Below are 20,452 nucleotides of genomic sequence, written 5' to 3'. Positions count from 1 at the left end.
ACGTCGTGGATAGAACCATCGAAATCGTGGATAGCCCCGACAGAGTGGCGGAAAGAAGAGCCCAAGTGACGGAAAGAAGAGCTAGAGCGACGGAAAGACCAGTCAGAGCGACGGAAAGAAGAGCCGAAGTGACGGATAGAATCGTCAAAGTCGTGGATAGAGCGGCCAAAGTCGTGGATAGAACCATCGAAATCGTGGATAGCCCCGACAGAGTGGCGGAAAGAAGAGCCCAAGTGACGGAAAGAAGAGCTAGAGCGACGGAAAGAAGAATCAGAGCGACGGATAGCAGAGCTAAAGCGACGGAAAGAAGAGCCGAAGCGACGAACATAGCAATCGGCACGACAGCAGAATACCATTATGTCTTATCCCAACATTTATGTAGCACCTCTTATAATAGGAGGTGCTACTATTTTTATATCGCTATTACTTCGAAAGCGAAGCGACGGCATCAAACCTTCTTCTAGTCATTGAGTTCTGAAATATTGCTATAAAATCTGGCCTTCGAAGGTTGAACATTAAAAATTAACAGTATCGTTGCTACTACAAACATGATGATGGCTGCAGATACAACAACATATCGAATAGATATGATTTCAGCTGCAACTCCAAAGATGGCAGTTATGATAATAATGAACAAGGCTTCTACAAAGCCGTAAATACTTCCTATTCTCCCCATACTATCGACAGGAATATTGTTTTGATAAAAGGTATGGAAGCCCGTATTGGCAAAGGCTGTTGCAAAGGATATAATAAAAAATCCTAAAGAAGCTATAAGAAATGTATAAGAGGATGTAGAAATTAAATAGCCTAAAGCTGTTATAAGTGATCCCAAACCTATAAGCCAAGCAGTTGGTATTTTTCCAACGATTGCTGTATTCATTAAAGAACCAACTAATATACCAGCACCTCCTACGCTTACTAAAACACCGTATTCACCTTCGGATAATGAAAGTACTTGAGTAGCGAAGGCAACCTCTAAAGAATCCGTTGCTGTCATCATGACAAGTATCGCACTAAATAAAAAGTAGATCATCATAATATAAGGATTTTTAAGGCTAAATCTTATAACAAGCTTCCAATCGTTGAATAATACCTTGTAGGAAATTTCCTCATCTGCTTTACTAGCCAGCTGTTGATTGGCTTCGACATTAGGCATACCTAATGTAATACAGGCTGAAATAAATAAAGCAATCGCATTCAAGTAAATCGCCATATTAGGCGTTCCAATCGTAAACAGCAGTCCTGCAATGGCTGGACCGGTTATGAATGCGCCAGAATCAAGTAAGCTGCGAAGGGCGTTAAAACGTTTTCTTTGTTCAATTGGTATTAATTTCGTAATGTAGGTCATGGAAGTTGGATGATACATAGAACTAGCCATTGTGATCACAAAGACCATGAAATATATCCAAGTCAGCGTAGAGAAGAAAGGTAGTATGACAATTAGTAAAGATTCGAAAAGGTTGAGACCAATCATGAGATATTTTTTATTTAAACGATCTACCAAACTACCTGACCAAAAGCTGGCAAAAAGTGTAGATGACGCTCTAACGATATACAAACCGGACACAGCTATAGCTGACCCTGTGAGGTTGAAGACGATAAGATTTAAAGCTATAAAATAGATCCAGCTTCCAACGCTGGAAACACCAATACTAAACAATAATATAGCAGGATAACGCCACGCTTCTAAAAATTTTTTCATACTCATATAAATTCCTCCTTGTAGTTATGACAAGTAACTAAAACAAAAAAATCCCACCCCCAAGACGATTTGTCTTAGGGACGAGATTGTGGAATTTATACTCACGTGGTGCCACCCTAGTTCGCTATTATGTCGCCATAATAGCCTTTTCAGTACGGCATAAACACTTATGCTTATACTGTTACTCTGTAACGGGAGTTCCCGTCGCACCATCATTCAAGCAGAATCCAATGCGCTACTCCGAGGCTTGTTTCAATAATTCGTTCTTACTCGTTTTCAGCAACCCGAGCTCTCTGGGAAGAACAGCCTTATTTACTCTTCTCTTCAATGTATTTTTGATAGTGTAGCATATGTTTGTAATTTTGGTAAAGACCGAATTTTAAAAATATTACGATAAACTTTGAAAAGGTTCCGATATTCTTATTGAAGATAAGCTTTAAGCCCCGTTAATAGTGACTGACAAAGAATCATCGACTCAACTGTATGATTTGCTATTTCAAGAGAATGGTCAGCATTTTCTACAATAGCAAGCTTATGTGAAGAAAGTTGTTCTAAACTTTCTTTAGAGTAATGAGGGTCAGCTGTGCCGATTGCTAGAAATGCCTGCTTTCCAAGCAAATTTTTCATAACATACTCAAGTGACAGTAGGGGTGTTAAAAGTACATAACGAGAAGGAATAGGTGGAGACTGCTGCATATAAAAATCTGTGATAGGCAATGTTCCGAGTGATTTTCCGATGTATACAGCTTCGGTATAAGATTTTGTACTTAAAACATTTTCCACAACAGGATTCGCGGCATTATAAACCATTGCTGAAATAGCTTCTGGTTCCTGCTCAAATTGCTTTTGGGCAAATACATAGCATACTTGTACTACATCATAGCCAAGCTCTAGCATCAGCTGAGTGGAATAATAAAGAAGTGGTTTTTCAAACGTATAGCCTGTGCCAGAGAACATAAAGCATACTTTGTTACTTTTTAAATCAAAGTAATTGTATGTAACATCATTGTATTGTTCTTTTCGCGGTTTGATTTTCATCATAATTCCTCCTTGTCATACCAAATTGTTGAAAGGTCGATGTGCCCTAAGTGGTTGAAGTCCAATTTTAAAATATCATGGGCAAATGGTATATCATCGAGATGTGTAAATAATGGTATCAAAATAGCTTCTTCAATTAAATAGTTGTTTAAAGAATCGAAAAGTAACGGCCATTCTGCCATCGTGGCTAATTTAAATTTTTCAAAGATATTTATAAAATATTCATCTTCTTTGCATACTTTATAAATTGGAGAAACGGGGTTGAACACGGCATGCAATTTGTGAAAAGCACTATTTACAGTTGTGACATTCGTATAAACAAATGCATCGTACTTAAGAGGTTGGATACTATCTTTAATATATTGAGATAGTGTTAATGTTTCTATTTGAGGGAGATAACCATACTTTATTAAAGATGAAATTAAGCATTGGTTTAGATTGATTTTCCCTTTAGGCGCACCGATTTTTAAAATCTCTTTTTTACATAGTGGTGAGATGGTATTACCAAAACTACTTAAATGATTTTGTAATGAAGAATCCTTTTGAATAGCTTTATATAAATACTTATGTATTATGTTTTTAATATGTTGCCTTTGCGCTTTAGTTGAACAAGCCTCTTCGTTTTTATTTAAAATTATTGCACAAACCCCGTTTTGGATATTTATTTTTTTACGATTAATGTCATTTGATAAATTAGTTTGATAAAACGAATTGGATCCTTTTGGAAGTATGTTTAATTCTACCGTATGCAATAATGCTCGCATGCCAAAATAATTGTCATATGCTTCTAAAACAATTTGATGGGGTGTATGTTTTGATATTGCAAATGAACCTGTTCCGAAAACTACATTATCTTTAATTTTATAGATACTCGCTTGTATATCTGTTAGTAAGTGTAGTGAGTATGTGCAAGACTCCGAAAAAATAAAATCAATTGTCCACATATCAACAATGATAATTTCTCGAATAGGCTGCCATAAAGGAAGATGTAGTAGTTGGCGCAAACACCAAGCTACATCATGTGCTGTTAGTAAATCGCCATTATGGAAGGCAACGTTTTTTCGTAAATAAAGACGCAATGTTTTGTCATTAACTTTCCAATGGTGCGCAAGAGAAGGAATAATATTACCATTCGCATCTGCTTCAACTAAACGATTTGTTAAATTGGATAAAAGTGCAGCACTATAAACATCGTTTACTTGATTAGGCTGTAAAGTATAAATAGGGTGGTAGATAGGTACAATCAAACGCTCATTATATAGGATATTGTTTTTTATATTTTGTTGATAAAGATGCTTTAAGTTCATTGCTAAAGAATCCGTTAGATTAGGAAATGCAAATAATTCCCCCCAATCCATCATAGTCATTGTAGAGAGATGGGATTTAAGCTGATCTACAATAATTTGTTCAATATCTCCATGCCATTGAATTTTGGACAAGTGTCCTCGCCCATTCCCAGCTTTATAAAGTAGCCAATTGTGTTTCTGAAATAATTTAAGATAACGATTCAATTGTTTAGGACTTATTTTTAATAAGGTAGCTAATTGCTGTAGATGAAAGGTGCCGCCATTCTGTTGACAATAGAGTGAAAGTAAATAAAATAGCGTTTTATTTTTTGAAAGAAAGGTGGACATGTAATATCTCCTTTTGTCTCTTTTTATGGAAATTATTCTATTTTATACTTTTACTATAACAAGGAGGGGGAAATTTATGAAGGCTGTGATCATTAATGAGTTTGGCACTTCTGATGTTTTAAAGTATGTGGAATGTCCAAAGCCTACCATTTCAAAGGGGGAAGTATTAATACGTACGACATATACGAGTGTGAATTTTGCTGATATTAAAAATAGAACAGGTAATAAAGCAAAAGCAAATTTTCCGATGATACTCGGTTTAGATGTAGCTGGTGTAGTTGAAGAGGTTTTTGAGGGGAACAGTAATTTTAAAAGGGGAGACCAAGTTATTGCATTCACGAAAAATGGAGCCTATGCAGAATATGTGGTGGCCAAAGAGCAGCTCGTCTTTAAAGTTCCGAATGATGTCCCTTTGGAAAAGGCGGCCGCTGTGCCAACGGTTTTGTTTCTATCCTACCTTTTGACACATCAAATCGCTCCAATTAGCTCAGATGATAGCGTATTAATTCATGCTGCATCTGGTGGGGCAGGGACAATGTTGATTCAAATGGCGAAAAAGCTAGGCGCCAAGAAGATTATTGGTACAGTTGGTGATATGAAGAAAGCGACAATTGCCCTTGAACTAGGTGCACATCATGTACTGACATACGATAATTTTAGTGCGCAAGTCAATGAATATACGGATGGTCATGGTGTTAACATTATTTTTGACTCCATTGCCGGGAATATTACGGAAGAGAGTTTTAACTGTTTAGCTCCGTATGGTACGCTAGTGCAATTTGGAAATAGCGGTGGTAAAGCTGGGAATATAAAAACATCTGATTTACATAGTAGCTGTCGCAATGTGAAAGGCTTTAGCCTTGGAACGACTCGAGCTTCCAAGCCTGAAATGCTACAACAAGTTGCACCGGAGATGTTTGCTTTGTTGAAGGATGAAAGTTTCCAAGTACCAATTGCTAATATCTTTGCATTAGAAGATATGCAGAAAGCCCATGATTTGATGGAAAGTCGTCAGCATCAAGGGAAGATTTTAATTAAAATATAAAATGAACAACCTCTGTATAGTGATCAACACGCTATAGAGAGGTTACTTTTATTTTAGAGCCTGTAACTCGAAAACAGGGTTGTTGTGAGTGGATGGTCTAAAATCAAACCAACCCACCAATAGAATGAAAGCAAACTATTAAAAATCCTATTATTTTTTCTAAGAATCACCATATTATTTGTAGGTATAATCCTAGCTAAAACTCCTTTTATTTTTCGACAATAAACAGGAATTTCCTTTAAAGAATTGTTAAAATGAGGTATTATTATATAGGTTTTTGTCTTTCTCTACCTTATTTTGATATTGTTATTTGTTTTAGGTTAACTTTTTAGTATAATATTATATTTGGTCTCTTTAAATACATAATGAATCTAACTGTGGTATTTATTTCATTTAGATTTTACGAGTGTATCAATGTTAAAGTGTTATATGGCTAATTTAAGTGATGTAAATATAATATTAAAACATTAAATTTAATAGGCTCTTCACTAAATATTTTGTTAAACGTATGCCGTGTTTTTAGGTTGATTGTAGGGCATTTGGAAACGTCAAAGATGAGATCCCTGGAGCGCAAGCGAACGCCTTCAGGTAAGCGTCAAGTCGGAACGGAAATGTTGTGGTGAGGAGTCTTAAATTTTGAATATAAAGGAATGGCTATTAGGGGAGTGGTGCAATGCTTTTTAATTCCTTTGAATTTATTTTCTTGTTTTTACCTATAACATTTATTATCTATTTTTTATTAAATCGTTTCAGAAACCAGCAATATGCGATTTATTGGTTGGTACTGATCTCTTTGGTTTTTTACGGCTATTTTAAGTTATCTTATTTAGCAATCATCACAATCTCAATAGTTGTGAACTTTGCTTTAAGTCGGGTGATTAGTAATACCAATAGTCGTTGGAGAAAAACGTATATGATAATTGGAGTCGTCTTCAATATTATCATTCTCTGTTACTATAAATATACAGATTTCTTTATTGGCAATTTAAATAGTTTATTTGGTACAAATTTTGCACTGTTGCATTTATTGCTACCGTTAGGACTTAGTTTTATTACATTTCAACAAATTGCTTTTATTGTTGATAGTTATCGTGATGGAACAGCTCATTATAAATTTAGTCATTATGCGCTGTTCATTTTGTTTTTCCCGCAGTTAATTGCAGGACCAATTGTTCAGCATGATGAAATGCTTCCGCAGTATGATACGAAGGAAAATCGTAAAATTATTCCTGAACATGTTGCACGAGGTTTATTTATTTTTGCAATTGGTTTAGTTAAGAAGGTTGTTATTGCTGATACGGTGGGCATATGGGCGAATGAAGGCTTTGCCAATTATAGTAACTTAAGTTTTATAGAAGCTTGGATTACCTCATTATCGTATACAGTGCAACTTTATTATGATTTTAGTGGATATTCTGATATGGCGATTGGTTTAGCATTAATATTTAATATTAAACTGCCAGTAAATTTCTATTCTCCTTATAAAGCACGTAATATTCAGGAGTTTTGGAAAAAGTGGCATATGACGTTGAACCGGTTTTTAACTACATATGTCTATTTTCCATTAGGTGGTAGTCGTAAAGGGGCATTTAGAACCTATATTAATATATTAATTATTTTCTTCATCAGTGGATTTTGGCATGGTGCAGGATGGAATTTTATTTTATGGGGACTTCTGCATGGCTTTGCGTCTGTTGTTGTGAGACTTTTTAGTAAAACAGGTATTAAGCTTCCGTATTTACTTTCATGGTTTATGACTTTCCAATTTGTTAATATCGCTTGGGTATATTTCCGTGCAACAAGTCTTGAGCAAGCGAATACGATTATAGCCAAAATGTTTACGCCAAACATGACAGCTATAACTAATTTCTTTACGGAGCCGCACACTAATTTTGCTCAAGCGGAAGCCTTTAATATTTTGGGACTATCATTCAGTGATCCGATAGTGATTGTTGTAGGACTCTTAATCACACTTGTTATTGCATTTACAGCATTAAATTCTATTCAATTAATGGATAAGATGAAATTTAATTGGGGAGCAATCATTTATACGCAATTTATGATTGCACTAGTGCTAGTATCGATTTACTATATGCAAAAAAATAGTATATTCTTATATTTTAATTTCTAAATAAAGGTGTGAATGAACTTGGATCCGAAAAAATGGTTAGTAAAATTATTTGCCACATCTTTCATAGTAATAGGATTGCCTGTTTTCGGAATTATGGGTTTCAATTATTATATTGACCCTCTTTGGAATTACACACATGCGAATGACTTTAACGACTATCAGCTTGGCTTTGATGAAAGACAATTAAAAACTAATTATATCAATAGCCATGATTTTAACTATGATAGTTTGTTAATGGGAACGAGCAGGATTACGTATCTCGATGAGAGGGCTTTTACAAAAGAAAATGTTTATAACTATTCATTAAGTGGACTGCATATTACAGAATATTTGCCTTACATGAAATATGCTGAAAAGAAAAATGGTAAGCCGTTTAAGAGAATTTTTATTGAGTTATATTTTGATTCAGCGAATGCTGGCAAACCTAGTACATCGAATCCGCCGCAAACTTATATCGAGTCATCGGAGGCACCTTTTTATGCAATAAAGTCCTTATTTTCAGCAAGCACGATGCATTATGCTCTTTTTAATTATGATATTTCAAAAGCAAATCATTACGACGGTGCTCGCAGTTACACACGTAATAATATTGCACAAACTACGTATTCAAATGATGATATGGAGCAAGGATGGCAAAAATTCCAGAAGAATTTTAAAGCAGAGGCAGCCAAGCCTTTTATGTACGATACCGACTATCGAAAAAGGCTTCAAGCTATAAAAGATGCATTCCCAAATACAGAACTAGTGGTCTTTACAGAATTAATGCCTGCTAAACGGCTTCAGACAATTTTGCATAATGAAAATCGTTACGAGGCTTATAGTAGATGGATGAATGATATGGTAGATGTGTTTGGTACTGTGTATAGCTTCCATGGTGTGAATGAAGTAACGACGAATGAGAACAACTTTTTCGACTGGTTGCATTACTATCCAAACGTTGGGGATTTAGTCATTAAAGCTTTAGAGAACAGGGAAGAACAGTCAACTATTATGCAGACTGTAGATAAAGGGAATCTTGATGAGTACCTTAAAAATGTAGTGGTAGATATAAAGTGAAATTACGGCCCGTTAATGCGGGATGAATATTGACTAAGTGATGAAAAGATGACTCTGATATGTACTGTCGGAGTCATCTTTTTTGTCTATTAAAAGGTTTTTAAAACTTGAAATTATGCTGGCATGGATGATTGCCAAACTGTTGCAAGTAACGCGATGCCTTCATTGATTTGCTCAAGGGTTAGCCCACCGTAGCCCATAATGATCATAGTATGTTTAGAGCCTTGCTGATAGGAGGTTGAGCATGGATAAACTTCGATTCCTACCTCTTGGGCAAGCCTAATCGCATCCTGCTCAGAAAGCCTTTTTGGTAACTTCATAACGATGTGTAGCCCAGATTTTTCACCAATTACTTCGAATTCCTCAGAAAAATGGGTGTTAATAGCTGCTAGTAACGTCTGTTGCTTTTTACGATAAATAGTGCGCATTTTGGCTAAATGCTTATCGAATGAACCTTGAGCAATAAAATCAGCTAATACAAGCTGGTCTATTTTTGAGACAACAGATTTTTGCTCCTGATTAAATAGCATAAATTCTTCGACTAACGATTTAGGCAAAATCATATAACTAATGCGCAACGATGGGATAAGTGTTTTAGAAAAGGTTCCGAAATAAATAACACGTTGAAGCTGATCCATCTTTGCTAAAGAGGGAATAGGGAGCCCCTTATAACGAAATTCTGAGTCATAGTCATCCTCAATAATATATGCCTTCTCAGAGGTAGCCCATTGTAGAAGTTCTGCGCGCCGTTCAACAGGTATGACCATCCCAAGCGGAAACTGGTGTGCGGGTGTTGTGTATAACATGTGGATGGATTCTTTCGGTATTGTTACCCCTAAGTTATCAACAGGAATAGCATGAGTCGTTAATCCACATTGTTGCAATGTTGCACGTACTCTTTTAAAGCCAGGCTCCTCTATGCCAGCATGTACTTTTTGGCCAAAAAAGTGACATAGGGCTTGAAGCTGACTTTGAGTACCACTATAAACAAACACCTGTGAAGCTTCACAAGTAACTCCTCTTGATCGTTCAACATAGCGAGCGATTTCCGTCCGCAATATAGCTTCTCCTGGCCAAGGACTTGTTGTTAAATTATCCACATTAAAGTGCTTTTTCAATAGCTTATGCCACATCGAAAATGGAAAAGCTTCCTTATCCACATGTCCGTTATTAAAATCGAATTTTATAGTATATGTAGTTGATGTTATAGCTGTGGATATGTGCTGATTTTGCTGCTGTTCCCATTCAAATTCAAAAGGTGCTATAAAATAGCCAGAACGTTCCTTACTATAAATGTAGCCTTCAGCTAGTAATTGTTCATAAGCTTCCTTAATCGTATGGACACTAACATCAAGCGTTTTAGCAAGTATTCGTTTAGAAGGCAATTGCTCATGGGCCAGTAGTTTCTTGCTTAAAATTGTATGTTTTAATTCCTCGTAGATTTGCACGTATTTCGATGTATCTCCAGTAAATGAGATTGATAACTCCAAAACATTGCACCTCCTGGTACGGTGTGTTTTTTGAAAATTGGTTCTATCTATCGTATCAAAAATACCGTTAAATAGTAAAAAAAGGAGTGAAGCAACATGAATTTTAAAGCATTAGAAAATGAGGTAGTATTACTGAAGCCGTTAGAACAAGTGGATGCGCAAGGATTATTGGATGCAGGTAGTTATCCAGAGATTTGGTCACATATGTCCACAACAGTTGAGAAAATGGTCGATGTGAATAACTTTGTGGACAAGGCATTAACAACAAAACGTGAAAAAACTGAGTTCACATTTGTAATTGTGGATAAAAAATCCGGACAAATCATCGGCTCGACTCGGTTTATGGATATTGATGAAACGAATAAACGGCTTGAAATAGGTACTACATGGATTACACCTGCTTTTTGGCGTACGGCCATTAATACAAATTGTAAATATTTATTATTACAATATTGCTTTGAGGTACTCAATTTACAGCGTGTTCAAATTAAAACAGACCACGAAAATTTACGTTCTAAAAAAGCGATTGAACGTTTAGGGGCAACTAAGGAGGGGGTCTTACGTAATCATATGTTGCGGAAGGATGGTACAATTCGTCATACAGTGATGTACAGCATTACTCTACAGGAGTGGCCACAAGTGAAAAACCATTTGCAGCAGTTGCTAGTTGATGCTACAGAGAAATTGGGATAAAGAAATTATTATACAAAAAAAGAATGGTCATTAGTCGACCATTCTTTTTTTATAAATAAATCCTACTACAATCCAAGTAACTAGTGACCAAACGATAATTGTAGCCATTGGAATAATGACGTCCATTGTTGTGTATGTGCCTTCTAGAGCCTCTGCTAATAGCACCAATTGAGAACTTGGTAACCACTCTGCAATTTTTAAAATAGGAAAGGCAGACGATAATGCTAGGGCAAAAGAGCCAAACCCGAAAATAAGGATAACAGGTAGAATGATAAGAGATCCTTCCATAACCGTTTTAGCGAATAATCCACATAATGTTCCTATTGCAATATAGAATACAGTCGAAAGTATTAAAGCAATAGCTAAGATGAACAGATTAGATGGGCTATAGCCAGCAATGAAAATAGTCAATGCTACAATTACCATTGTAAGGATAAAGACAAACAAGCTTTTACCAATTAATATATCGCCAAGTGAAGCAGGGGAAAGCATGAGACTACGAAGCGTATTTTTTTCTTTTTCCTCTGCAATTAGACAGCATTGTACGTAGGCAGTCACCATAGAAAATGCCATATTTACTGTAATGATATAGCTGTTGATATTATTTCCACCTGTTTTATTAATAAAAAATGCCATAATAAGTGGCATAAGTATCATAACGGATACCGCATAGTTACGTGAAAATTCCTTATAATCCTTCATTAAAATAGCCTGAATACGTGTCATTGAAATGTTCATACTAAATCACTCCCTGTTATTTGCATAAAAATATTACCTAGTGTTGGCTCGTTTGTATAAATGCGAGAAACTTCGTTAGATTGCATCCATTGAAACAGTTTTTCAGCATCCTGTTCTCCATTTTGAATGACTTCGCAAGCACCATTTTTTAATTCAACTGTAATAGACTCATCACCGAACTCTTTTTTCAAATCCTTTGGCGAACCAATTGCTCGAATCTTCCCTTTATGTAAGAAGGCTACACGATCACAAAGTATTTCGGCTTCACTCATATCATGTGTTGTTAAAAATATTGTCGTACCCATCTCGTTTAATTTACGTAAGCCATTATATATATGTTGTGTATTAACAGGATCGAGTGCAGAAGTTGGTTCATCTAAAAATAATAGTTCTGGTTTATGCATGATGGCACGTGCAAGCGTAACACGTTGCATCATTCCTTTAGAAAGCTGACTAATTTTCTTTTTACGATCACCGTATAGGTTAACAAAATCCAATGCCTCTTTGACGGCTGATTTAGGCAATTGATATAAATTACTGAATAGTAATAAATTCTCCTCGATTGAAAGTCGTGTATATAGTCCACTATTATCTGTTAAAATACCGAAGCGTTTACGATTGTTACTTTGTTTCATCTCATTTGCTGGGCGGCCAAATAGCAAGACATCTCCTGCAGTTTTTTCAGTTTGTGCTGTTAATATTTTAATAGTAGTCGTTTTTCCAGAACCACTAGGTCCAAGAAAACCGAATATTTCTCCTTTTTGAATGGTAAATGAAACATCCTGTAATGCTGCTTCCTTATTAAATGTTTTTTTCAAATGCTGAACATCGATCACTGCGTTCATTTGAAAACCTCCCTGTGTTGTTGTTGATATCTACACTATAAGGAACAATTAGGATCTCAACATTAAATTACAGGTGAAAGGCAGTAAAATGACCTTTAGCGGAGAAATAGTTCAGCTGACAGGAGTCGTTTATTTCCTGGGAAATCTACTAAATTCCGAGTATTTCCTTTAAATCTGCGAGTTTATTTTTCGACAAAGGTACTACGGTCTTTTCATTGCTGTTTAAGGCTAGGCTGTAGCTATTGCGAGTCCACGTAATGATTTCCCGTACCTTTTGTAAGTTAACGATATAAGAGCGATGACTTCTAAAGAAGCCGAACGGTGTCAATTTTTGCTCAAGATCATTTAATGATAATGTACATGGATAGGCTTCACCTGCAACATATAGTGAAACAACACCCTCAACACTTTCGATAAAATCAATTTCAGGGGGATTAAATAAAATGATCTTATCATTTTTCTTTGTAGGGATTTTATCAAGTCGAATCGGTACGTTTTCTTGAGAGGGGGAAGTCGTTTCTGTTTCATCCTCTTTAACATCTAATGCATGTATGCCCATTGTATCTAGTCTATGTACTTCTGTACTCGAAATAATTAAATCCTCAAGATTGTTAGATAATAAAATGACTGTTTTATTCTGTTTTTGAAGGATATCCAGTAATTGAATGACTGTTTGCTTGGAAAACTCATCTAGATTTTGGAATGGTTCTTCTAAAACTTGTATCTGTGCCTGATTAAGATATGTATGAATTAATTTTAAGCGTTGCTTTTCGCTATTTGAGAGCTTGCTGATTTTAATGCTTTTTTGCTCCGTTAAAGCGAACAATGTTAATAGATCCTCCATCTTTTCAGAAGAAGCATTGAAAAGCTTTAAGCAAAATTTGATATACTCTCGAACCGTCAGTCGCTCATACAAGGCATTTTCACGAAAATGTGTATACGTATTGCTTCGCTTCGAAAACCACTGTATTAATGTATGTATTTTTGACACGTCTGTATGGATACCAATAATAATGCCAGGCTGCATAGATAGGTGAAAGTTAGGATAAATTACATTTCCTCCTTCTATATAAGGGTCAATAATTATGCTTTCGGTTTGGTTCATTCCTTAGTCCTCCTTGACTTTCTTAATTTCGAAAAATTGCGAGATTTCAGCCTGAGATTGTAAATAACTTCCATGATTGTAGTTTGAATTGTTGAAGTCCATAAAACCATGCTGACCTAGATATTGCCTCGTGTGAACAGCTGGTAATGTATCGAGTGTTTCCATTAATTCATGGACATTAAAGCTTTTCTCGTGACTTGGTAAAATAACAAGTGTCGGACAAGAGGGATTTAAGTCCAGGTATTGGCGTATGCGTGAACCATAAACGCAAACGACTCCTTGTAATGGCAGTTCTGATAGTCTCCAAGCCAAAGTTGCACCTACACTAAACCCGATTAACAGTACTTCATCAAAATATGTCCTAGCTTCCAATAACTTTTTGGTTAATTTTTCGAGAGGAGCATCAAAGCCAACTTCATTTATGAAATATTCATAGGCTTCCTGTTCTTGTTCATATGGAAATATTCTATCGTCTGAATATAAAGAAATGCACTCAACAGTAGTGTTGGCGTTACTGTATGCTTCAGCTTGCACTTTTATAAAATCATTGACGCCATAAATTTCATGTAGAATGAATATTTTCTTTTTCATGTTGACCTCATTTTCGCTTTTTCAATAGTGTACCAAAAAGTAATTACATAGTATATTTTTGTATTTATAGGAATTTTATTATTATATTTAAATAATTAATTTGGTGATGTAAACCTAATTTTTGATCCTGTAAATCAAGTGTTTTAAAACTAGAAATAAAAATTTTTTTTGACTTTTTTAAGCTTTAGGTGTAAAACTAGCTTTAACTTTTACAAGGAGGGTGATGGAAATGAAATACCAATCAGTCGAAGTGAATGATAGTCTATTATATTTTGCAGATTATCCAGGTGAGAAAGGCACTATTATAGCGGTTCATGGTTTAACTGGTAACCATATGCAATTACATTATTACGCAGAGCTATTAAAGGGCCAATATCGTTTTATATCAGTTGATTTAAAAGGTCGTGGCAATAGTGCGCCTGCTTCAGAGAATACTAGTATAGAGTCCCATACACTAGATGTTTTAGCATTGATTGATCAGTTGAACATCGAACAGCCGATTTTACTGGGCTATTCAATGGGCGCATTTATTATGGCGAACGTCGCTAGTAAACTCAGTGATATCAAAGGAGTAATTTTACTTGATGGTGCAGCAACCTGTACGGATCACCAACGTCAAATCGTCGAGCCTTCACTTGGCCGAATAAGTAAACATTACGAAACACCGGAAGCATATATCCAGGAAATTAAAGAAATCTATGGGCGCCTTGGTGTTGAGTGGACTGACCACCTAGCCAGTGTAGGATGCTATGAAATTGTAGAAAAAGATGGTCATTGGGAAAATAAATCTGACGAAGAAAGAATACGTCAAGATTTCCAGAGCTTTTATGAATATAGGCCAGAAGAAGTTTTCAAAGATGTAATGTGTCCTATTCTATTAATTCATTCAACTAAAGAAATTGGAGCGATGCCTCCATTATTTTTAGTTGAATCTTATATTGATACACTAAAAAACGCCAAAAATATTTGGAAATATACTTCTGATAGCAATCACTACACATTGGTTTTTGAAGAAAGAAAAGATGAAAACCTAGTAATTCAGCGTTTTTTAGAAAACTTATAAAAAATAGTTGCATATTTTGAAATTTTGTGTGAATAATGAATTAACAAATTAATTGCCTATCGAGCAGCCGTAGAAAAATGGCCTTTTTCTACTTCCCTGCTTGACTGTTGGCTACATTTTTTCTGAATGTACGGTAATTTCCGTGCTTTAGGGAAAGTGTGGCCTTTTTTTATTCAAATAAATATAAGGGGGATTTACTAGATGGTAAAAGGCTTAGAGTATTTCAAAAAAGTTTATGATGTTGTACCGGGATGGGTACAAAAAATGCACGATTATAATCCTGCAATGCTAGAACATTATACAGCATTGCGAGGTATAGCCATGGCACAAGGAGTCCTTTCTGTGAAGGAAAAGGATATTTTGCTAGTCGGCATGAATGCAGCAAGACAATATGTACGCAGCATGGTGTATCACACTAAAGGAGCTATTGATGGTGGCGCTTCACTAGAAGAAATAATTGAATACTTACTTGTAGCATTTAACTACGGAGGAGAAAGGGCATTGCAAACTGGCTTGCAGTCCTTTGAATATGCATTAGAACTAACGAATACTGGTTCTGATAAGCTTTCCCATGAATCGTCAGCAATTGATATTGTGCGTTATTACAGTACATTTACATCGACAGAGAAGAGTAAAGCGTATTTTTCAAAATTACTAGATCTTTTTGCTGCAAAAGATGAAAACGCTTTAAAATCTGAGCTACTTAACAGCAATGTAGTATCGACAAAAATGAAATACATCCTTATGACAGGTATTTATACTACTGTTTTAAAAAATGAGGAAACAGATTACTGGGCGAAAAAATCACGGAATGTAGGTGTAGTAGAAGAGGAATTAGCAGAACTCGGCTACATTTGTCTATTAACCGCAGGCATTCCTGCTTGGTTTGAAATAAGTGACGCCCTGATTCAAAAATAATGGAGTGAGTACAATGAAAATTTATGATTCGGTAAAGCAAGCATTATCATGCGTAGAAAGTGGACAAACAATTATGGTGGGCGGATTTGGTTTAGTAGGCGGTCCATTAACTTTAATCGATGCACTTGTTGAACTAGATGTAAATAATTTAACGATTATTAGTAATAACCTAGGGGAAAAAGGAGAAGGTCTTGGTAAATTACTAGAACAAAAGAAGGTAAAAAAAGCGATTGGATCTTACTTTACTGGTAATCGAGATGTCGGTGATGCATTCCAACGTGGGGAAATTGAGATTGACCTATTGCCTCAAGGTACTTTAGCTGAATCGATTCGTGCGGGTGGTGCAGGAATCGGTGGTTACTATACAAAGACATCTGTAGGCACAGATTTAGCGAAGGGCAAGGAAACAAAAATCATTAACGGCGAGGAATATGTATTTGAAAAGGCACTGAAGGCTGATGTGGCCATTATTCGCGCGCATAAAGCCGATACATTAGGAAACTTGGTTTATTACAAAACCGCTCGTAACTTTAATCCTTTAATGGCGACTGCTGCGGAAACGGTAATTGTTGAGGTGGATGAAATTGTAGAAGCTGGTCAATTAAGCAGTGATGAAATTATTACCCCACATCTATTTATTAATCGAATTATTGTAGCGAAGAAGGTTTTAACGAAGGAGGGTGTAGTAGAGCATGGTTAATGCAATTCAGGAGCAAATAGCGAAAAGAGCTGCGAAAGAAGTACAAGATGGACAGATTATAAATTTAGGAATTGGTATTCCGACATTAGTAGCAAAGTACGTCGACAATGATAATGTCTACTTCCATACAGAAAATGGCATGCTCGGTGTTGTAAGTGTTGATGAGGAGGATACTGATCCAAATGTAGTGAATGCAGGGAAGATACCAGTCGGGGAAGCCATTGGGTCATCCTTTTTCAATAGTGCAGAGTCATTTGGAATGATCCGTGGTGGACATGTTGATGTAGCAATATTAGGTGTACTTCAAGTTGATGAGCATGCACGTATCGCAAACTGGGCGGTTCCAGGGAAAAATATTATTGGTGTTGGTGGAGCAATGGATTTATTAATTGGAGCTAAAAAGGTAATTGTCACAATGTCACATACTTCAAAGGATGGAAAGAGCAAGATTTTAAAGGATTGCGCATTCCCGATAACATCAACTCGAAGTGTGGATACGATTATTACAGAGCTAGCCGTGTTTAATTACTTCGATGAACAATTACATTTAGTTGAATTAATGCCAGGGGCTACATTAGAGAGAGTAGAGGCAAATACGGAAGCAAGTTTCGTTATAGCGTTGAAATAGGAGGAGAAATCATGAGAGAAGTTGTTATTGTAGATGGTGTTCGTACTGCGATTGGTAAATTGGGTGGTTCATTAATAAATGAGACGGCAGATCTTCTTGGAGAGAAAGTCATCCGCACACTTCTAGAACGAACAAAGTTAGATTCAACACTAGTTGATGAGGTGATTTTAGGACAAGCAAAACAAAGTGCCGATCAATCGAACGTTGCACGTCTCGCTTCATTACGAGCAGAATTACCGATTACAGTGCCAGGTTATACGGTACATCGTCAATGTGGCTCTGGTCTACAAGCTGTTAATAATGCTGCTCAACAGATAGCCCTTGGCTATAGCGATATTATTATCGCTGGTGGAACAGAATCTATGAGTACATCTCCTTATTATTTACGAAATGCTCGTTATGGCTATGGTGTTGGAAATGCATCTATTTTAGATCCAAATACAGAAAGTCAGCCAGGGTCTCAACCATTTGAAGTATATGGAATTTCAACAATGGGAGAGACTGCAGAAAATTTGGTAGAAAAATATTCGATTTCGCGTGAAGAGCAGGATTCATTTGCACATCGAAGTCAAGAGCGCGCAGCTCATGCAATACAAGAGGGATATTTTGCACAACAAATTGTCCCCTATGAAGTGAAAAAAGGAAAAACAGTGGACGTTTTTAAAATAGATGAGCATCCATTTTTAACGAGTGAGGAGAAGCTAGCAACATTAAAGCCTGTTTTCCGTAAAGGTGGTTCAGTCACAGCAGGGAATAGTAGTGGTCGTAATGACGGTGCATCCGCATTGTTACTAATGTCAAAGGAAAAGGCAGAAGAGTTAGGTTACAGACCGAAGACAAAAATACTTGCACAGGCGGCAGCAGGGATAGATCCGTCCATTATGGGAATTGGTCCAGTGCCTGCTACATTAAAAGCTTTAAAGCAGGCAAATTTAACAATTGATGATATTGATGTAATTGAGCTAAATGAAGCATTTGCAGCACAATCGATTGCGGTAATTAAGGAGCTTAATTTAGACATTAACCGAGTGAATCCTAATGGAGGCGCTATTGCAATGGGGCATCCTATTGGAGCAACAGGCGCCATTTTAATGACAAAGCTTATGCATGAGCTAGAACGAACAGGTAAGCGTTATGGCCTAGTAACTTTATGTATTGCAGGAGGACTTGGTATTACTACTATTGTTGAAAACTGTCATGCATAAATTTACACCGAGTAGTTTTAACTCGGTGCTAGACATTTTATGATCCTTTTAGATTTTTTCTAAATATCGTTTTTGTGCAGATTTTAAAGCAACTGCGACGGAGCCACTTGAAGGCGCATAATAGTGTTCATCGATACGCTGGATTAATTCATCTAGGTTGGCTGTAAGATCAAAGCCAATAAGCATACGTTTAAAAAAATCCTGTGCAAGGCCTGTAATAAATGTGAATTCTGCATCAATAATTTGATGAGTTTCTTTATCTATTTCTAAAACAATGCCAGCATGTTTGTACACCTCGTACATGGACGTGCCCTGGGGTGCTTTAGCATAAGCAGTCACTAATATACTAGTTAATTTTTGCAAGGAAATGACCTCCAAAATGTATAGTTGTGATTATATTTTACCATGTTTTATCGTTTAGAGGCACTTCCCGAAAATTACTTATAGTACACATCGAGGGGGAAGTAGTATGGAAAAGTTAACGAATTTTTTCACAGAAATCATGAGAAAGTATTTGCCAGATCCATTTGTATTTGCAATTGGACTTACATTATTAACATTTGTTTTGGCACTAGTCATTGAAGATATTAGCTTTGTAGATTTAACTTCGGCTTGGGGTAGCGGTTTCTGGGATTTACTAGCATTTACAACACAAATGGCTGTTATCCTTGCAATGGGTTATGTACTAGCAACAGCACCCATTACTGATAAATTTTTAAATAAAATTACGAGTATGGTTCATACACCGAAAATGGCAGTAATTGTGGCAACGCTTGTTGGTGGTATTGGTAGTTATTTAAACTGGGGTTTTGGTTTAGTAATCGGTGGGATTATTGCAAAAAAATTAGCTTTAAAGGTTAAAGGGGTTCACTATCCGTTAATTATTGCAGCAGCTTATTCTGGTTTTACTCTCTATGGTTTAGGTTTGTCAGCATCTATTCCGATTTTAATTTCAACACCTGGTCACTTTTTAGAGGATTCAATGGGCCTGATTTCTCTTTCTGAAACAATCTTTAGTGTGCCAATGATTTTAACGTCAATAGTGCTTTTAATTACATTGCCTTTATTTAATGCGATGTTACATCCAAAAAATCCGAGTAATGTGATTGAAATTGATCCTGCATTATATGCAGATCAGCCGAAAGCAAAATTAAACTTACTAGAAGAAAATACATTAGCAAATAAATTAAACAATAGCCGTATTCTAGCATACGCAATTGGTGCAATTGGTTTAGTTTACATTGTTATCTATTTCGCGAATGGTAATTCGTTAAACTTAAATATTTTAAACTTTATTATTTTATTCTTAGGAATTATTTTATTAGGAACACCTGCACGCTATGTTGAGCATTTAGCAGATGGTATTAAAACTATTTCAGGGATTTTGCTTCAATTTCCGTTCTACGCAGGTATTATGGCGATTATGGCTGCATCTGGTTTAGTGGATACAATTGCTAAAATCTTTGTAGATTTATCGACGGAACATTCTTTACCGTTTTGGGGATTAATAAGTTCCTTCTTTATTAATTTCTTTGCTCCTTCAGCTGGTGGACACTGGACAGTTCAAGGGCCATTTATGATAGAGGCAGCAAAGGAGTTGGGAACATCATTATCAGAAACATCCATGTCCGTTATGTTAGGGAATGCATGGAATGATTTAGTTCAACCGTTTTGGATTTTACCAGCATTGGCATTATCTCGATTAAAGCTAAAAGATATTATGGGCTTCCTTGTTGTGATTATGTTCTTTGTAGGAATTATTTTCATTATCGCTACTTTAGCTTGGTCATATTTATTTTAACTTCTAAACATCCGCTGAAAGAAGTTAAAGGTCACGGAATTATGCCGAGGCATAATTGATTAGTTTGAA

Annotated in this window: 20 protein-coding genes and 1 other annotated feature; of the genes, 11 read left to right on the top strand and 9 right to left on the bottom strand. The window is 36.1% G+C overall.

All coding sequences use genetic code 11. The features are described 5' to 3' along the window. Window positions 1-464, top strand: a 464-nt coding sequence (locus tag ACIQ7T_RS14270) for a hypothetical protein (RefSeq protein ID WP_402871119.1), incomplete at its 5' end; no start/stop codon positions are given. On the opposite strand, the gene ACIQ7T_RS14265 is transcribed toward ACIQ7T_RS14270, so the two are convergent. The 3 genes from ACIQ7T_RS14265 to ACIQ7T_RS14255 form a co-directional block, all read right to left on the bottom strand. Further along, entirely contained in the window at window positions 461-1,708 is a 1,248-nt protein-coding gene (locus ACIQ7T_RS14265) for an MFS transporter (RefSeq protein ID WP_370080805.1), read from the bottom strand. The two genes, ACIQ7T_RS14270 and ACIQ7T_RS14265, sit on opposite strands and share 4 nt — an antisense overlap. A gap of 67 nt (window positions 1,709-1,775) precedes the next feature. Continuing rightward, window positions 1,776-2,039, bottom strand: a binding site (T-box leader). An 83-nt stretch (window positions 2,040-2,122) separates the two neighbouring features. Beyond that, entirely contained in the window at window positions 2,123-2,740 is a 618-nt protein-coding gene (locus ACIQ7T_RS14260) for a hypothetical protein (RefSeq protein ID WP_370080807.1), read from the bottom strand. Continuing rightward, window positions 2,740-4,374, bottom strand: coding sequence for an ABC transporter substrate-binding protein (locus ACIQ7T_RS14255; protein WP_370080809.1), 1,635 nt, complete (start codon window positions 4,372-4,374; stop codon window positions 2,740-2,742). The genes ACIQ7T_RS14260 and ACIQ7T_RS14255 overlap by 1 nt, the downstream gene beginning before the upstream one ends. Window positions 4,375-4,450: 76 nt before the next feature. Between ACIQ7T_RS14255 and ACIQ7T_RS14250 the strand changes: the two genes are divergently transcribed. From ACIQ7T_RS14250 to ACIQ7T_RS14240, 3 genes are all read left to right on the top strand, one after another. Beyond that, a complete protein-coding gene (locus tag ACIQ7T_RS14250) occupies window positions 4,451-5,419 on the top strand; it encodes a quinone oxidoreductase family protein (RefSeq protein ID WP_402871116.1) in 969 nt (322 codons plus the stop codon). Window positions 5,420-6,092: 673 nt separating this feature from the next. Continuing rightward, window positions 6,093-7,550, top strand: a complete 1,458-nt coding sequence (locus ACIQ7T_RS14245; protein ID WP_402871113.1) for an MBOAT family O-acyltransferase — start codon at window positions 6,093-6,095, stop codon at window positions 7,548-7,550. 18 nt (window positions 7,551-7,568) lie between these two features. Beyond that, window positions 7,569-8,606: a hypothetical protein gene (locus tag ACIQ7T_RS14240; protein ID WP_370080815.1), complete on the top strand. Its 1,038-nt coding sequence runs from the start codon at window positions 7,569-7,571 to the stop codon at window positions 8,604-8,606. 113 nt (window positions 8,607-8,719) lie between these two features. Here the strand turns inward: ACIQ7T_RS14240 and pdxR are convergent, their stop codons facing one another. Continuing rightward, window positions 8,720-10,096, bottom strand: coding sequence for a MocR-like pyridoxine biosynthesis transcription factor PdxR (gene pdxR / locus ACIQ7T_RS14235; RefSeq protein WP_402871110.1), 1,377 nt, complete (start codon window positions 10,094-10,096; stop codon window positions 8,720-8,722). 96 nt (window positions 10,097-10,192) lie between these two features. Here pdxR and ACIQ7T_RS14230 point away from each other — a divergent pair, with 96 nt between their 5' ends. Then, window positions 10,193-10,789, top strand: coding sequence for a GNAT family N-acetyltransferase (locus ACIQ7T_RS14230; RefSeq protein WP_402871107.1), 597 nt, complete (start codon window positions 10,193-10,195; stop codon window positions 10,787-10,789). Window positions 10,790-10,819: 30 nt separating this feature from the next. On the opposite strand, the gene ACIQ7T_RS14225 is transcribed toward ACIQ7T_RS14230, so the two are convergent. The 4 genes from ACIQ7T_RS14225 to ACIQ7T_RS14210 all read right to left on the bottom strand — a co-directional run bounded on the left by ACIQ7T_RS14225 (window position 10,820) and on the right by ACIQ7T_RS14210 (window position 14,068). After that, a complete protein-coding gene (locus tag ACIQ7T_RS14225; RefSeq protein WP_402871104.1) occupies window positions 10,820-11,527 on the bottom strand; it encodes an ABC transporter permease in 708 nt (235 codons plus the stop codon). Next, window positions 11,524-12,372: an ABC transporter ATP-binding protein gene (locus ACIQ7T_RS14220; RefSeq protein WP_402871101.1), complete on the bottom strand. Its 849-nt coding sequence runs from the start codon at window positions 12,370-12,372 to the stop codon at window positions 11,524-11,526. Before ACIQ7T_RS14220 ends, ACIQ7T_RS14225 begins: the two co-directional genes overlap by 4 nt. Before the next feature lie 148 nt (window positions 12,373-12,520). Continuing rightward, window positions 12,521-13,477: a LytTR family transcriptional regulator DNA-binding domain-containing protein gene (locus ACIQ7T_RS14215; RefSeq protein ID WP_402871099.1), complete on the bottom strand. Its 957-nt coding sequence runs from the start codon at window positions 13,475-13,477 to the stop codon at window positions 12,521-12,523. A gap of 3 nt (window positions 13,478-13,480) precedes the next feature. Then, on the bottom strand, window positions 13,481-14,068 hold the full coding sequence (locus tag ACIQ7T_RS14210) for a dienelactone hydrolase family protein (RefSeq protein WP_402871096.1): 588 nt from the start codon (window positions 14,066-14,068) through the stop codon (window positions 13,481-13,483). Window positions 14,069-14,297: 229 nt separating this feature from the next. On the opposite strand from ACIQ7T_RS14210, the gene ACIQ7T_RS14205 reads away from it, so the two are divergent. From ACIQ7T_RS14205 to ACIQ7T_RS14185, 5 genes are all read left to right on the top strand, one after another. Further along, complete coding sequence (locus ACIQ7T_RS14205) at window positions 14,298-15,131, top strand: alpha/beta fold hydrolase (protein WP_402871093.1); 834 nt, start codon at window positions 14,298-14,300, stop codon at window positions 15,129-15,131. Window positions 15,132-15,332: 201 nt separating this feature from the next. Then, a complete protein-coding gene (locus tag ACIQ7T_RS14200) occupies window positions 15,333-16,049 on the top strand; it encodes a carboxymuconolactone decarboxylase family protein (RefSeq protein WP_370080831.1) in 717 nt (238 codons plus the stop codon). A 13-nt stretch (window positions 16,050-16,062) separates the two neighbouring features. Then, the gene (locus ACIQ7T_RS14195; protein WP_370080833.1) at window positions 16,063-16,749 is read left to right on the top strand and encodes a CoA transferase subunit A; all 687 of its coding nucleotides are present in this window, start codon (window positions 16,063-16,065) and stop codon (window positions 16,747-16,749) included. Next, on the top strand, window positions 16,742-17,377 hold the full coding sequence (locus ACIQ7T_RS14190; protein ID WP_370080835.1) for a 3-oxoacid CoA-transferase subunit B: 636 nt from the start codon (window positions 16,742-16,744) through the stop codon (window positions 17,375-17,377). The genes ACIQ7T_RS14195 and ACIQ7T_RS14190 overlap by 8 nt, the downstream gene beginning before the upstream one ends. 11 nt (window positions 17,378-17,388) lie before the next feature. Continuing rightward, window positions 17,389-18,582, top strand: a complete 1,194-nt coding sequence (locus ACIQ7T_RS14185; RefSeq protein WP_370080837.1) for a thiolase family protein — start codon at window positions 17,389-17,391, stop codon at window positions 18,580-18,582. Between the two features lie 48 nt (window positions 18,583-18,630). Here the strand turns inward: ACIQ7T_RS14185 and ACIQ7T_RS14180 are convergent, their stop codons facing one another. Beyond that, window positions 18,631-18,945, bottom strand: a complete 315-nt coding sequence (locus ACIQ7T_RS14180) for a DUF3870 domain-containing protein (protein WP_370080839.1) — start codon at window positions 18,943-18,945, stop codon at window positions 18,631-18,633. 106 nt (window positions 18,946-19,051) lie between these two features. On the opposite strand from ACIQ7T_RS14180, the gene ACIQ7T_RS14175 reads away from it, so the two are divergent. Next, window positions 19,052-20,383: a short-chain fatty acid transporter gene (locus ACIQ7T_RS14175; RefSeq protein WP_370080841.1), complete on the top strand. Its 1,332-nt coding sequence runs from the start codon at window positions 19,052-19,054 to the stop codon at window positions 20,381-20,383. The last annotated feature ends 69 nt before the right edge of the window (window positions 20,384-20,452 follow it).

The organism is Lysinibacillus sp. NPDC096212 (genome assembly GCF_044763105.1).
Lineage (GTDB): Bacteria > Bacillota > Bacilli > Bacillales_A > Planococcaceae > Lysinibacillus.
The sequence above is the reverse complement of the archived record's forward strand: the minus strand, read 5'-3'. Positions and strand labels throughout refer to the sequence as shown.